The organism is Endozoicomonas sp. 2B-B, from assembly GCF_053470045.1.
In genome coordinates this window covers 1173389-1187910 of sequence record NZ_JBLZMU010000001.1, presented here as the reverse complement: position 1 = coordinate 1187910, position 14522 = coordinate 1173389, and the positions used below count along the sequence as shown (strand labels likewise).

Below are 14522 nucleotides of genomic sequence, written 5' to 3'. Positions count from 1 at the left end.
TAGATTCAGTCGTCGGAACGCAAAGAGTGTGGATAACCCATGCATCCCGGAAGACTGACTGTAAAATGACTCAACTCAAAGCTGGAAGAAGGGTTGCAGAAGCCTGGGAACGAGACCATTGAATCGTAAAGGTGCATCAGTGGCAATCAGACAAATGCAGTCTTCGCCGGTGTCTGCCACCGGTTGATGTTGAACGTCCGGGTCCAGATCGGCTACATCTCCAGCGCAGAATCGACCCAGCTCATCCGAATAGGAACCTCTCAATACCATGGTAAGTTCTGAGCCGGTATGCCCGTGGGAAGGCATGCAGGTGCCAGGTGCGATCTTTAACAACCGCAGGTTGCTGCCACCAGACGCTGGCAGTAAGAATTGCTTCAGGCCCGGAGCCATGTACCGCCAATGCAGATCGTCCAGGTAATAGCCGAGCAAGGGTCTGAATGGAGCCGGTATATCGGCATCAACCGGAACATCCCGCTCCTCTCTGCTACTGACGGGAGCCTGCTCAATCTCATCAAGCAGGGCAAGAATGTCGTCTTTAGCATGGTCAGACATGGGTGCTGGTTCTAACTCTTCCAGTAAACTGATACCGACTTGTTCAGCTTCCTGAACCTGTTGTCTGCAATGACTGCAAACACTCAGATGAGCAGCAACCACAGTAGCAATGGCATCAGGCAGACTGCCCGCAGAGTAGCTCATCAGGGTGCTGAGGTCAGGATGATGTGTAGTCATTTTAACCCTCCCGCCTGACTACGAAGTTTGTTGAAAGCCAGTCTCAAGCCTGACTTGACACTGCCCAGAGGCATGTCCATGTCTTCAGAAATTTCCCGGTGGCTTTTTCCTTCGTAGTAGACCTTGTACACCAACTGAGCCTGTTGTTGAGGCAGGCTCTTGAGAGCGGACTTGATCTTTTCTGAATCAAGCTCCGCCATGGCTGGCTCAAAATGGCTTTCCGGATAATTATCTAACGGCGTCATCAAGTCCGCTTTTTCCTTTCTCAACCGATCAATCCAGAGGTTGCGTGCAATCCTGAAGATCCAGGTGGACGCCGTAGATTTCTCGGGGTCGTAGCTTTTGCAATGTCTCCAGACAGAGAGCATGGTTTCCTGAACCAGCTCCTCAGCCATTTCTCCGTGTGCGCCTTTAGTCATTAAGTGTCTTTTGAGTCTGGGTGCAAAAAAACTATACAGGAGCGCAAACGTTTGTTTGTCTCGGTAGCGGCCCAGATCAACCAGTGACTGCTTGAGCTTGTCTGGCATTTCAGAGTGACTGTTTTCTGAATCCATTGTGATTTTGTTCGTAGATGGACTTATCATCAGAATATCGTGTGTCCAGCTCATTTGTCTCTCTTTACGCAATGAAACGTCGTTTGGATCATCTGAATTCCGATTTTTTAGTCAGTGATCCAAATAAATTGTTATAGCGTAAAAATCTTGAAGATTATGTTTACAGGTCGCCCTATGACAGCTAAAGGACTCAGCATTGCTGTAATCGGATCAGGCATCAGTGGGCTTTCCAGCGCCTGGTTACTGTCCAAGCAACATCAAGTCACTCTATTTGAAAAAGATGATCGTTTTGGAGGTCACAGTAACACGGTGATGGTTCAGGATGATGATCAGTCTATACCCGTGGATACCGGTTTTATTGTCTTCAATGATAAAACTTACCCCAATCTAACGGCTCTTTTTGACCATTTGGATGTACCTGTCACCAATACGGATATGTCTTTTGCGGTATCCATGAATAAAGGACAGACTGAATATTCCGGAACAGACCTGAATGGACTGTTTGCCCAAAGATTGAATGCCGTTAAGCCCGGATTTCTGAAGATGCTGCTGGATATTTTCCGGTTCTATCGGTCCAGTGCAGAATTAATGAAACAGCTGGACCCATCAATCACGCTCCGGGAACTGCTCTCAGGTCGGGGCTACAGCCAACGTTTTATGGATGATCACTTGGTTCCGATGGGGGCGGCTATCTGGTCAACGCCATCCGATCGAATGCTGGATTATCCCGCCCTGGCTTTTATGCGTTTTTGCCAGAATCATGGCTTACTGCAGCTGACAAATCGTCCTCAGTGGCAAACTGTCAATGGCGGTAGCAAAGAGTATGTTCGCCGCATTCTGGACGACATGGACGGTCTGGCCATCAAAAACCGCTGTGTTCGAAAGGTCAAACGCCACGCTGACCGGGTTATCATTTCTGACTTGCAGGGCGATACTCATGAATTTGATCATGTTGTCATGGCCTGTCACGCAGATACTTCTCTGGCGATGTTGAGTGAACCCAGTGAGTTGGAACAATTACTCTTAGGATCGTTTAGTTTCCAGCGTAACCGGGCTATTTTGCACAGCGATGAACGACTGATGCCTACCCGAAAAAGAGCCTGGGCGAGCTGGAACTATTTTGGCACCCAGAGCAATGAGGGTCCTTCCGTCACATACTGGATGAATCGTCTTCAGCATATGGAAGGCCTACCTCTGTTTGTCACTCTCAATCCTTCCATAGAGCCTGAATCTATTCATGGTTGCTACCTCTACGACCACCCTGTGTTTGATCGAAATGCTCTGGAGGCACAGTCAAGATTATGGGAATTACAGGGCCGTAATCGTACATGGTTCTGTGGCGCCTGGTTTGGTTTCGGTTTTCACGAAGACGGCCTTCAATCCGGACTGGCCGTTGCGGAAGCACTGGGTGGAAAAAGAAGACCATGGTCTGTTGAAAACCAGAATGACAGGTTGATCTGGCCCGAACACGGTATCGGGAAAAGGCCGGTTACTCATTTCACAAGCAACATTAGCAACAACCTTACGGACAGCAGTGTCAGTAACGGGAGGCGGACATGAAGTCAGCGGTCTATTGGGGACAGTTAATGCATAACCGTATTCGGCCCCGGAAGCACCGTTTCAGTTACCGGGTGGCTTCCTGGCTTATCGATCTGGATGAGCTGAATCAGCTTGATGACGAGCTCAAGCTGTTTTCAGTGAGCCGATTCAATGTGCTCTCTTTTCATCCAAAAGACTTTGCTGACGGTTCCGGAAACTGTCTCAAAACCCAGGCAACCAAGCTTTTGTTGGCATATGACATCCCGGCGCCTGAGCAAATCTTTATGTTGTGTTACCCCAGGGTGCTTGGCTATATCTTTAATCCTCTGACGGTCTATTACTGTCTGGACTCAGAGGAGAAACTGTCTACCCTTATCTATGAAGTGTCCAACACCTTTGGTGAACGACACAGTTACGTTATTCCGATAGAAAACCGTGGGGGTAAAAAAACAACCTTTCACCAGTCCGTGAAGAAGCAACTTCACGTTTCACCCTTTTTTGAAACCGAATGTGAATACCGTTTCAAGGCCCGCCTGCCCGACCAGATTCTGAAACTGGGCATTCATCTGCATAATGCTGATGGTCGGCTGTTTGCAGCAGTTCTCAAAGGCGAGCGACAGGCGCTCAGTGATCTGAACATTCTCAGGCAGTTGTTTGTTTTGCCATTGCAGGCTTTCAAGGTGACTCTGGCCATTCATTGGGAAGCTCTGCGGCTTTTCATTAAAGGTATTCAGGTAGTTCGACATGTTCCAAAAGATCGCTTCTTCAGTTGGAGTCGCGGCATCACACACCGCTGGAATAGCACCCTGAAACGCACAGGAAAAACAACAACCATGAACGAACAAAAAAAGTACCAGAAACAGGGGGCGTAAATGTTGGACATCTCAGGAAAAACCCTGTCGCAGAATGGATTGCCTCCCGGGCAGAGTGCAGCCAGCCTGCGTAGTGAAAGCAGCGCCCAAAGCGAAGGAAATGCCCTTGGCGAAAGTGAATTGTTTCTCAATAAAACACCGTCCAAAGCCCTTAATTGGCTGGTTAAACGCCTGGAGAAGGCTTCGCTGAGTCGTATTGAGTTAGAGCAAAAAAACAGTTTGATAAAAGTAGGTTCGTCTTTACGGGACGTACCGATTGCCAGAGTCATGATTAATCGTCCTTTCAGCATGCTCCTGGCAGCTAACCGGGGGATCATCGGGCTGGCAGAATCCTACATGAAAGGCGACTGGGATACGCCAGACCTGCAGGCTTTGCTGGACTGGGGAATGTTTAATGAAAAGCAGATTGACAAGCAATTTTCCTCAAACTGGCTGTTTCGAAAACTGAATCGATTAAGTCATCTTTTAAACAACAATAGTCGTTCAGGGAGTCGTCGCAATATTGCCGCCCATTATGATCTGGGCAATGACTTCTACCGGTTGTGGCTGGATGACTCCATGACCTATTCCAGTGCCTTATTCAGCGACAACAATGAAACACTTGAACAGGCTCAAGCCAATAAATACAAATGGGTACTGAACTGGCTGGATGTGATGCCAGAACATTCCGTGCTCGAAATCGGTTGTGGCTGGGGAGGTTTTGCCCGCTCATTACAGCAGCAGGGAGGACAGAATTATTCCGGAGTGACGCTGTCCAGAGAGCAGTTACAGTTTGCCCGTGATTCGCTTCAGCAGGATGCCGGTTTTAACTTTCAGCTAAAGGATTACCGGGATATCCAGGGACAGTACGACCGCATTGTCTCCATAGAGATGTTAGAGGCCGTGGGAGAGAACCACTGGCCCATTTATTTCCGGAAAGTGTTTGATGCCCTCAAGCCTGACGGAGTGGCGGTGATTCAGGTGATTACCATTGATGAAGAGCGCTTCAGCGATTATCGGGCGGAAGCCGACTTTATTCAGCGTTATATCTTCCCGGGCGGCATGCTCCCGACAGACCAGGTGATCCACGACCAATGTCATCAGGCAGGCCTGAATATCGAGAACACTCATTCCTTTGGCCGTGATTACGCCAGAACACTGTCAATCTGGGCCCAATCATTCAGGCAACACTGGCCAGAGATTGTGACTCTGGGCTTTGACGAACATTTTAAACGTATGTGGTTGTTCTACCTGGCTTATTGTGAAGCCGGCTTTAAGCAGGACAGCATTGACGTGAGACTTTATCGAATCAGTAAGCCGGGTTTATGAAGCAGGCAGGGAGGTCTTAGTTATGCGGGAAGCAATACAGAAACGATACAGGCAGGACCAACCTGTTCTAACCATTGAACAATATTTCCAGGGCACCACCTATGCCTGGGGTGAGTTTGTTGATCGCTTCGGTAAAGTGCAGAACTACTTTGAAGTCATCATGAAAGGTCGAATAGAAGACAATATACTAATACTGAATGAGGACTTTATTTATGACGATGGCACTGCATCCAACCGGCTGTGGAAAATCAAAATACTGGATGACAGCCACTATGAAGGTCAGGCAGATGATTTGATCGGTCTGGCCACAGGCAGCAGTCAGGGCAACACCTTTAACTGGACCTATGAAATGAATTTACCCATCAAGGGAATCAACTGGCGGGTGAAATTTGATGACTGGCTGTTCCTGCAGGAAAATGGCCAGATTCTCAATATTGCTGATGTCAGCAAATGGGGGTTCAGGCTGGGCACCCTGACCTTCTATTTCAGTAAAGATGCTTCGCTGATCAGTGCATCATCGCTGGAAAAACTGCAGCTTTCGAACACAGAATCAGAGAAGGAAAAATGAAGAAACTCCCATCTCTGAAAAACAAGGTAATCTGGATTACCGGTGCCAGCCAGGGAATCGGTCGCCAGCTGGCTTTAATGATGGCCCGTCAAGGTGGCACGGTCATAGCTACGGCGCGAAGTTTCGGCAATCTGGACCGGCTACAGAACGAAGCGCTTGATCTGGAGGGAGTTATTATCCCTTTGCCTGCCGACGTGACCCGTCAGGATGAGGTGACGCGAGTAGCCGAGGAGATTATGAGCCGCTTTGGTCAGGTGGATATTGCCGTATTGAATGCAGGCACATTTATCAAAACAGCAGGCGTGGATTTCAGATCCACCCATATGCGTCAACACTTCGAATTGAATGTGATGGGCGTCTGTCATTGTCTGGATGCGTTAATCCCCATGATGGTGAACCAGCAGTCGGGAACCCTGGCGATTAATGCCTCGCTGGCCGGCTATCGTGGTTTACCTGCTGCTGCCGCTTATGGGGCCAGCAAGGCAGCTCTGATCAATATGGCTGAGTCCCTGTATACGGATATGAAACCGAAAGGTGTGGATATCAAACTGATCAATCCGGGATTTGTAAAAACCCCTCTGACGGATAAAAACACCTTTGAGATGCCCTTTCTGATGGATGCTGAGCCAGCAGCAGAAGCTATTCTGCGCGGTTTAAATGGCAAACATTTTGAAATTCGATTTCCGAAGGTGTTTGGCATGATGATGGGAATGCTCAGAATTTTGCCCTATAGAGCCTATTTTGGTGTGACCGGTCGGCTGAATCAATAATGGTCTCTTCAGGTTGTGCCAGAATGGACTCAACGGCACCCTGTTTCGGAGACTTGGTAGGCTGATCAACCAATAACAAATCTGGCTCCTTATGAAATTTGCCAAGTACCTGCTCATCCTGATCATTGCAATAGCTGCCATTGTCTGGTTTGGGGTAATGGACTCCATCACCCCATTGGTGAGAGAGGATATTACCCACCCCATATTTACCATTGGTGATGCCAGCTATCAGAGCGCCCTGTCGGAAGGCAAAAATATCATCAAGTTTGGGCCTATGTTCTGGGGGTTATATCCCGGTGGATTGGCGTTTAAAAGTGCCAGAGAAGCCACAGCTTTTATGCAAAATAACCAAAGTGAACTGGATAAATTTGCTTCCGGCTGGGCGGTTTACGAATTGACCGGGGATTTTGAAATGGATACTCATTCATCAGGCCAGCATCGCTATTTAAATCAATCGTTACTGGTCAGGCAGCGAGTGGGCCAACCTTAGCCAATAAAAAGCTCTAACATGTTCGGCTGGGCAAGGATTTAAGGCGTTTTTGCTAAAGCTCGTCTATTTCCCTCAAATACACCTCTGCCTGATGGGTAATAACTGCCCGTTCATCACCGGACTGTTTGTCCCAGTTCTTGTAAATCATGCCGATTCTGGGGTTCTTGCTCAGTTGCTCCCTGTGTTTGACCATAAAATGCCAGTAAAGACTGTTGAATGGGCAGGCTCGCTCACCGGTTTTTCGCTTTACGTCGTAGTGACAGCTTTTGCAGTAGTCACTCATCTTGTTGATGTAGTTACCACTTGCCGCATAGGGTTTTGAAGCTAACAAACCACCGTCTGCAAACTGGCTCATGCCACGGGTGTTTGGGAGTTCGACCCACTCAATAGCGTCCACATAAATGCCCAGGTACCACTCATCAACCTGACCGGGGTCGATTCCTGCCAACAAACAGAATGTGCCGGTAATCATCAGTCTCTGGATATGGTGGGCATAGGCATAATCCAGAGACTGACCAATGGCCTCCTGCAGACAGGTCATTCGGGTTTCGCCAGTCCAGAAAAAGTCTGGCAATGCACGCTGAGCCTTGAAGTAGTTGAGTGAGGAATACTCAGGCATGTTGACCCAGTAAATGCCCCGGACGTACTCCCGCCAGCCAAGAATCTGTCGGACAAATCCTTCTACCTGAGCAATGGAGATGGACTCAGGGTCTGCCCGCCAGGCTCTGACTGCGGCCTGAATGACCTGCATTGGGGTCAGCATTTTACTGTTCAGGGCAAAGGAAAGACGGGAGTGATAGAGGCTCCATTTTTTATCACTCTGGTGAGTCATAGCGTCCTGAAACTGCCCGAACTGCGGCAATCCGTGTTGACAGAAGTAGCGCAGTTGTTTGAGTGACTGCTGCCTCGTAATCGGCCAGATCAGCTCTGGAGTGGCTTTACCAAAATATTGAATAGGGTGTCTGTCCAGCCTTTCCAGAATGCCTGTCACCGGATTACTGAACACCAGTGGCTCCGGGATCTCTTCAAGATCACTGGCTTTGAAGTAGTTACGGTTCTCCTGGTCATAATTCCACTGTCTGCCCTCTGGCTGATCGCCGTCCATCAGAATGTCGAATCGCTTTCGCATCTTGCGATAAAAGTGCTCCATCCTTGTGGCTTTGCCCTGAGCGAAATAGCTCGAAAGCTCATCAAACGGCAGTAGAAAGTGTTCGCTATCGACTTCCTGGACAGGGACACCGATATTCATGTCCTGCAACTGCCTCAGAAGCCGGTATTCATCGGCTCTCTGGTATTGAAACCGCTTGATCCCGTGGGTTTTGACCAGTGCTTGCAGAAGGGATGGCAAATCCTCGTATTGAGCCGTCTCATCGAGGGTTAAATGCAAAACCTCATGGCCGGACTTTGCCAGTGCCGCAGCAAAGGCTTCCATCGCTGCAAAGAAGGCACAGATCTTTTGTACATGGTGCTTTACATAGGAGGCTTCCTGATAGAGCTCTGCTATCAGATAGAGGGTATCCGGCTCTTTGTTACTGAACCAGCTATGGCCAGCGTATAGCTGGTCTCCGAGGATGAGCCTCAGTGTTGAATAGGTTTTCATAGAACCTTCGCAAGTATCTGCCTACATCCTTACCTTTAATGCCTTCTGGGGCAAGAGGAACTTTCTCACCCTTAGTCGTGTCTAAATTATTAAACGGATTTACTATCAGGAGGTACCATTATGAAGTATTTATGGACAATTCTATTGATTCTGGCCCTGCCACTTAAGGCTCCAGCGGAAGAAATCAATCAGGGAATGATTGATATGGTTTCCACAGCCTACGGTTTGAGCGTATCGGGCGCCTATCCCGAGACTGCTTTAGTGGTCGGCAATTCTGCTTATTATGAACAAATGCTCGCTGCCGGAGCCATCGGTAACGACCACTCTGTGGACCCTGCTTTCTCTGAAGCCTATACAGCTCTTGGAGCCAAGGCTGAGGAGAATTTTTCCAAACTCTGTGAAGCCTATAAATTGTCAGCTTCTGAGAGTAAACCCACGGCACAGGATGTTCTGGATGCCATGAAGGCGCTGGACTTCGGCAGGCAATTTAATGCCGGCATTGAGGCATCCCGCAACAGAGATGACGGGCTCTTACTTTACAAAACGCCTTCCTTGATTAAAAAAGCTTTTAAGTCACTCCTGCCCTCTCGTGCAAGAAGTTTCAGAAAGCTCATAGAAAGCAGCCATGCCAGAACCATGATTTTCAATATCAATAAAGATCTTGTTAATTTAATGGGCATCGGTTCAAAGGCACGTACTGACCAGGTTAATGACATCGTCAGCTTTACCTCGAACAGCAAAGATTCAAGACTCATAAGGAGCAACACCGGCAATGCCGAGGGCATGAGCAAGGGGTTTAATGCCGTAGCCGGTGGATCTGGCCTGCAACTAAGTAAAGTAGACCCCGGAAAAGTCGTCAGCCATTACAGTGGCAAAAGTCAGGCTGATGTCATCATTGCTGCCGTTACAGAGCACGCTGCAAAACATGAAGACGTCGTCTACCTGCTGGCATTTTATGGTCAGTCCAAATACCAGTATTTCACCGTCAGCATTGCCAGGGGTTTCATCAACATTACCTTTGCGGCTGATGATAACAAACCGATTCCGGTCGTCATTGCCTCAATGCCCGCAAGCAGAGTCGATTATTCAACCCTGGCGGCAGCTATTAATGACTTTATGAGAGGCAAGGATGAAGTGCCGGATCTGCTGGGAATCTGGAGAATGGCTGACCTGTAAACCCTCTTGATTCCGGGCTAAGTATTCATGAGAGCCTGCCGGGGCGTCAAAGTTAATCACCTTTTCTGGGAAAAAGCTTGTGACGAACCCAGCCTCTCAGGCTATTCCCCCCCAAAACATAGCGATCCAGTTCCTCCTGCATGTGCAGGAAACGATCGCTGTCCCGAAACATAAACTCTCTTTTCAGCATCCGGCGTTGGGGGTTCAGCTTTTTAATAACTTTAGCCGGATTGCCTCCCACTACCGTATTGGGAGGCACATCTTTCACAACCACCGCACCTGCTGCCACAACACTGTTCTCGCCTATAGTGATACCCTTGCCAACTTTCGCACCGTGCCCCACCCAGACATTATCTTCCAGCACAATAGGTTTGCTGCAACGGAAGGGGCGCAGACGGTTATAGAGACCGTGCCAGTCGCTGTCGGATATGTAGCAATCGGCGGCTAACATACAGTTGTCACCAATGGTAATGCTGGCTGCTGAAGATATTGTAGTTCCCGGAGATATCAGGCAATGATCACCTATTTTGATATCACCCTGGATTCCCCGGCCGCTCCAGGTGGAAAGACTGACCGGGTTATGGCGGATACTGATCAGGTGGACAAAACGACCAATGGAAATACCGGCACCATGCACATTGACTGTAGAAGGGTGAACCACCATGGGGTGTTCGCCCAGATGTTCAAAATGTTTGCTGAAAAAGTGCCGGATATAAAACCGCTGCCAGCGGTCTGAGAGCACCTTGATCCAGAAAGGTTTATGATTTTTACGCACTGTCCAAGCCTGATTTGTTATTATGCCTTTGCAGCCAGTCATCTGACTGAACTACTTCCGACGTATAAGTTGAAAAAACGAACGACCTCTTTACAGACGGGTCTTTTACAAACGGGTCTTTTACAAGCTATGCCTCTAAAACTGCCACTCAATATCGATTCGGTTAAAGGCTTTTTGGCACCGGATGAAGGTGAAGCACTTTATCAGTTCGCCCTGGAAGCCAGCCAGCTGGGCCCCTGTCTGGAAATTGGCAGTTACTGTGGCAAGTCTACGGTCTACCTGGGTGTTGCCTGTCAGCAAAATAACAGTGTGCTCTACGCCGTCGATCACCACCGGGGTTCAGAAGAGCACCAGCTGGGAGAAGAGTATCATGACAGTGACCTCTACGATGCCAGCATTCAACAGATGGATAGCTTTAAAGCGTTCCGAACCACAATGCGCGAAGCCAAACTGGAAGATACGGTTGTCCCTGTTGTTGCACCTTCAGCGGTAGCATCTCGTCACTGGGCCACGCCTCTGGGCATGGTGTTTATTGACGGCGGTCACAGTGAAGCAGCTGCCCGGACAGATTTTCGCAGCTGGGTCAGCTTTATCAAGCCCGGCGGCATTCTGGCGATACACGATATCTTCCCCGATCCCAAAGACGGTGGGCAGGCACCCTACAATATCTGGAAGCTGGCGAAAGCCTCCGGATTGTTTGAAGAGCTGCCCATGGTCAACACTCTGGGGCTTTTCCGCCGCCTTTAATTGTTAACTGCTGCCAGAGCTTCTTCGGTTTCTGGCAGTTCCACTTCCGGTTTTATCTCCAGACTTGATTCCAGGAACAGACGGGAAGCGGCTGTGTGCTCGGTCAGAGCATCGGCTGCCAGCAAAATAGCACCGGCAGTCCAGGTCGTTTTTTCCTGCGGCCAGATCACCTCTTCAACGTATTGATAGCCTGTCCAATAGCCGCCATCACTGTCACGCCAGTTGTGCAACCAGCTATAGAGCTGAGTGGCTTTCTGCTTTTCACCGGCAGCCAGCAGCGCCATGGTCAGCTCGCAGGATTCAGCGATGGTGACCCAGGGTTGATCGCTGACACAGAGACAGCCCATGTCTTTACGTACAAACTTGTCCCAGAATGTCTGGATTCGGTCACGGGCTTCCTGACCACGGAAGACACCGGCCAGAATGGGATAAAACCAGTCCATGGAAAAACGCTCTTTGCTTTCCCAGGTGCGGTCGAAGTACTCGGGATGGAATTTCAGAGCCTGCCCCAACTGTTGCCAGGCATTGAGCCATGGCTCAACCTTCCTGTTCAGCGCTTGAGCGATCAGAATGGCGCATTCGAGACTTTTCAGAACCGAAGAGCAGCCTGTAATCAGCGCGTCTTTGTCGGGTTGACCATCTTCCATGACCGCCCAGTAAATCTCACCAGTAAACGACTGTTGTCGTAGTACAAACTGGATGGCACTTTCGACCATGGGCCAGTTCAGTTCCAGAAACCCGATATTTTCAGTAATCAGATAGTGATGCCAGACACCGGTCGCCACATAGGCGACAAAGTTCGTTTCTCGCTTATCACTGTATAGAGGCTTGCCGTCCTGATAGTTGGCGAACCAGCTGCCATCTTCCAGCTGCTCTTTTCGCAGCCAGCCATAGGCGCTTTCAGCTTCAGAATAATGACCAATAATACTCAGTCCCATGGCCGCTTCGGTATGATCCCAGGGGTCCAGCTTGCCACCGGTAAACCAGGGAATGCTGCCATCTTCCTGCTGTACAGAGAGGATGTGCTCTGCTGTTTTGTTGAGAAAATCTCTTGGGAACAGGCCTTTGGTCAGCAGCAGGCTATCCATAACAGACCTCCTTGTTGGTATCGTTGGATTTACCTCTGCCTGACTCCCACTCGAAGTACATCACGACACTTTTTCCCATGACCGGATCAAGCAGCTTTTCGGTAATGCGGGTCACCTTCGGCTTTTTCATAAGATCCCATACCAGCAGTTTGTGATAGTGATCGACCAGTTTAGAGGGCTGTTCCCATTTCCAGCACTTCAGCCACCAGTAGGGAACGTGCAGGGCGTGAGCCCAGTGTCGTGAATAACGACGCCAGCCAAGCGATTCGATATCATGGCGCAGATGCGTGGCGTTGAAGATGCGAATATGGCCACCTTCCACCTCATGGTATGCCTTGCTCAGTCGCCAGCAGATCTCTTCCGGCCAGGCTCTGGGCACACTGACTGCCAGCAAACCATCGGGCTTCAATACCCGTTTGATCTCGGCCAGCACCCCCAGGTAATCGGGAATATGCTCCAACACTTCGGAACAGATTATTTTGTCGAACGTGTCGTCTTCAAAAGGCAATTCCAGAGCGTTGCCCTGAATAAAACGAAGACTGCGACCGTCTTCTGCCCCCTGCAGAAATTGTTCAGACTCCTGCTGCCTGTCACGGGCTGTTTGCAAGTCTTTTTCGCAAAGGTCCAAACCTGTCACATCCACTCTGACCTTCAGCCAGGCTGCAATGGAGTGACGGCCCTCACCGCAACCCACGTCCAGCACTTTATCGCCACTGCGTAACTTCAGACGATTAAAATCTATGGTTTGCATGTTGTTTCAGTTATCCTCTGGCATCACCCGCTGACAGCGGTTCGCTGGTCAGGCTCAGCATCGGCAGCGATTGTGGCTTTTAATTCTTCGGGTTCTTGTTCAGTATCCAACAGGTTCAGGTAATACTGGCTGAACTGTCTGGCGGCTAGTTTCCAGCAGAAGGTATCCAGAATTCGTTGTCGGCCAAGCTGGCCGTATTTCATCCGCTGTTCAGGGTTTTCCAACAGTGTCCGCAAGGCTTGTGCCAGGGCTTTGCTGTTGCCAGCCCGGACAATCAGGCCAGCATCTCCCACAACTTCAGGGAGAGCTCCTCCGTCTGAAGAAATTACCGCACATCCACAGGACATGGCTTCTCCGGCCGGCAGCCCAAAACCCTCATAGAGTGAAGGGGTCACAGCAATGGCGGCTTCGGAATAGTATTCCACCATTTGTTCAGTGGAAATGCCGGACACAAAAGTTACCGCTGAACCAAGATTCAGTTGTTTCAACTGTCGCTCTGTCTGACCACCTGCTCTCAGTTTGCCTACCACCAGCAGTTCCAGCTCAGGATAGTCCGGTTTTAACAAAGCCATGGCTTCCAGAAGGTGTTTTAAACCTTTCAAAGGCTGGTCCGCAGAGGCTGTTGTCATAATTCTGAATGGCTTGCGTTCGATATGGGGCTGAGGGCTGAAGGCTTCGGTATCAATCCCGTTATAAATAAGACTGATATCGTCAGCTGGACGTTCAAAGGCTTCAGCGATATCTCCCCGGGACTGTTCCGAAACAGTGACAATGTGCTTCAGTTCACGAACCACTCTGCCCTGCATGGTCAGGAAAGAATACCAGCGACGGGTCAACAGACGATGCTTCCAGTCAGGCGCGGCATCCAGAGCCAGCTGTTTGTCGCGGGTTATGGGGTGATGGACGGTGGCGACAACAGGAATACCCTGTTTTTGCAGGTCCAGAAGGCCATAGCCCAGACTCTGGTTGTCATGAATAATGTCGTAGTCATGACCGTTTTTGTGCAGATATTTCACGACACGACGGGTAAATGTGTAGGGCTCGGCAAAGCCTCCGGTCAGCATGGCCCACCATTCAAAAAAATCAGACCAGGATTTCAGGTGTCTGGGTCTCAGGGCTGTGACATGACTTTCCTGGCTGAACAGATCCAGACTGGGGATTTCAATCAGTCCCACCCGGGGATCAAGATCCGGATAGGGAGGGCCGGAAATAACATCCACCTGATGACCAGCTTCGACCAGAGCCTTGCTCAGGTATTTGAGGTAGATGCCCTGACCGCCCACGAAAGGATGACTTCGATAACACAGCAGACAGATTTTAAGCGACCTGGCAGGCTGTTTAGATACCTCAGACGACAGAGGGCTTGCTGACGTCAGTGTGTTGGGTAGTTTTTCTTGTATGGTCATTGAATAACCTGTCACCAGACTGGTTTATGGGCTTGAAACAGCGCAGTTTGCTGAATGTGACGGGACAAAGGCCACCGTTTTCTACCCGTATCATTTGCGGGTGAGTCCTTTCTGTCAGACTCGGACAGGCTCCTGATCGTCAGGGTCGT

At 49.6% G+C, this 14522-nt stretch carries 15 protein-coding genes; 8 read left to right on the top strand and 7 right to left on the bottom strand.

Going from position 1 to position 14522, the window contains the following annotated elements; all coding sequences use genetic code 11:
- Positions 1-75 precede the first annotated feature (75 nt).
- Both ACOMHB_RS04900 and ACOMHB_RS04895 read right to left on the bottom strand, forming a co-directional pair.
- A complete protein-coding gene (locus ACOMHB_RS04900; protein WP_422136872.1) occupies positions 76-729 on the bottom strand; it encodes a ChrR family anti-sigma-E factor in 654 nt (217 codons plus the stop codon).
- On the bottom strand, positions 726-1337 hold the full coding sequence (locus ACOMHB_RS04895; RefSeq protein ID WP_448215703.1) for a sigma-70 family RNA polymerase sigma factor: 612 nt from the start codon (positions 1335-1337) through the stop codon (positions 726-728). Before ACOMHB_RS04895 ends, ACOMHB_RS04900 begins: the two co-directional genes overlap by 4 nt.
- 120 nt (positions 1338-1457) lie before the next feature.
- Here ACOMHB_RS04895 and ACOMHB_RS04890 point away from each other — a divergent pair, with 120 nt between their 5' ends.
- The 6 genes from ACOMHB_RS04890 (at position 1458) to ACOMHB_RS04865 (ending at position 6830) form a co-directional block, all read left to right on the top strand.
- Positions 1458-2843, top strand: a complete 1386-nt coding sequence (locus ACOMHB_RS04890) for an NAD(P)/FAD-dependent oxidoreductase (RefSeq protein WP_448215702.1) — start codon at positions 1458-1460, stop codon at positions 2841-2843.
- Positions 2840-3694, top strand: a complete 855-nt coding sequence (locus tag ACOMHB_RS04885) for a DUF1365 domain-containing protein (protein ID WP_448215701.1) — start codon at positions 2840-2842, stop codon at positions 3692-3694. The genes ACOMHB_RS04890 and ACOMHB_RS04885 overlap by 4 nt, the downstream gene beginning before the upstream one ends.
- A complete protein-coding gene (locus ACOMHB_RS04880) occupies positions 3695-5002 on the top strand; it encodes a class I SAM-dependent methyltransferase (protein ID WP_448215700.1) in 1308 nt (435 codons plus the stop codon).
- 22 nt (positions 5003-5024) lie between these two features.
- Positions 5025-5570 (top strand): DUF3833 family protein, encoded by a 546-nt coding sequence (locus ACOMHB_RS04875; RefSeq protein ID WP_448215699.1) that lies wholly within the window; start codon positions 5025-5027, stop codon positions 5568-5570.
- The gene (locus tag ACOMHB_RS04870; protein ID WP_448215698.1) at positions 5567-6340 is read left to right on the top strand and encodes an SDR family NAD(P)-dependent oxidoreductase; all 774 of its coding nucleotides are present in this window, start codon (positions 5567-5569) and stop codon (positions 6338-6340) included. The genes ACOMHB_RS04875 and ACOMHB_RS04870 overlap by 4 nt, the downstream gene beginning before the upstream one ends.
- 91 nt (positions 6341-6431) lie before the next feature.
- Positions 6432-6830: a hypothetical protein gene (locus ACOMHB_RS04865; RefSeq protein WP_448215697.1), complete on the top strand. Its 399-nt coding sequence runs from the start codon at positions 6432-6434 to the stop codon at positions 6828-6830.
- A gap of 52 nt (positions 6831-6882) precedes the next feature.
- Here the strand turns inward: ACOMHB_RS04865 and ACOMHB_RS04860 are convergent, their stop codons facing one another.
- Positions 6883-8430 carry a cryptochrome/photolyase family protein gene (locus ACOMHB_RS04860; RefSeq protein WP_448215696.1) on the bottom strand — a complete coding sequence of 516 codons (1548 nt, stop codon included), beginning with the start codon at positions 8428-8430 and terminating at the stop codon, positions 6883-6885.
- Between the two features lie 120 nt (positions 8431-8550).
- Between ACOMHB_RS04860 and ACOMHB_RS04855 the strand changes: the two genes are divergently transcribed.
- Positions 8551-9606 carry a hypothetical protein gene (locus ACOMHB_RS04855; RefSeq protein WP_448215695.1) on the top strand — a complete coding sequence of 352 codons (1056 nt, stop codon included), beginning with the start codon at positions 8551-8553 and terminating at the stop codon, positions 9604-9606.
- A 52-nt stretch (positions 9607-9658) separates the two neighbouring features.
- On the opposite strand, the gene ACOMHB_RS04850 is transcribed toward ACOMHB_RS04855, so the two are convergent.
- The gene (locus ACOMHB_RS04850; RefSeq protein WP_422136862.1) at positions 9659-10381 is read right to left on the bottom strand and encodes an acyltransferase; all 723 of its coding nucleotides are present in this window, start codon (positions 10379-10381) and stop codon (positions 9659-9661) included.
- Here ACOMHB_RS04850 and ACOMHB_RS04845 point away from each other — a divergent pair.
- Entirely contained in the window at positions 10367-11128 is a 762-nt protein-coding gene (locus tag ACOMHB_RS04845; protein ID WP_448215694.1) for a class I SAM-dependent methyltransferase, read from the top strand. The genes ACOMHB_RS04850 and ACOMHB_RS04845 overlap by 15 nt on opposite strands.
- On the opposite strand, the gene ACOMHB_RS04840 is transcribed toward ACOMHB_RS04845, so the two are convergent.
- The 3 genes from ACOMHB_RS04840 to ACOMHB_RS04830 are packed head-to-tail and all read right to left on the bottom strand — an operon-like array spanning position 11125 to position 14373.
- Entirely contained in the window at positions 11125-12216 is a 1092-nt protein-coding gene (locus ACOMHB_RS04840) for a prenyltransferase/squalene oxidase repeat-containing protein (protein ID WP_448215693.1), read from the bottom strand. The two genes, ACOMHB_RS04845 and ACOMHB_RS04840, sit on opposite strands and share 4 nt — an antisense overlap.
- On the bottom strand, positions 12209-12967 hold the full coding sequence (locus ACOMHB_RS04835) for a class I SAM-dependent methyltransferase (protein WP_422136859.1): 759 nt from the start codon (positions 12965-12967) through the stop codon (positions 12209-12211). Before ACOMHB_RS04835 ends, ACOMHB_RS04840 begins: the two co-directional genes overlap by 8 nt.
- 23 nt (positions 12968-12990) lie before the next feature.
- Positions 12991-14373, bottom strand: coding sequence for a glycosyltransferase family 4 protein (locus tag ACOMHB_RS04830; RefSeq protein ID WP_448215692.1), 1383 nt, complete (start codon positions 14371-14373; stop codon positions 12991-12993).
- Positions 14374-14522 lie beyond the last annotated feature (149 nt).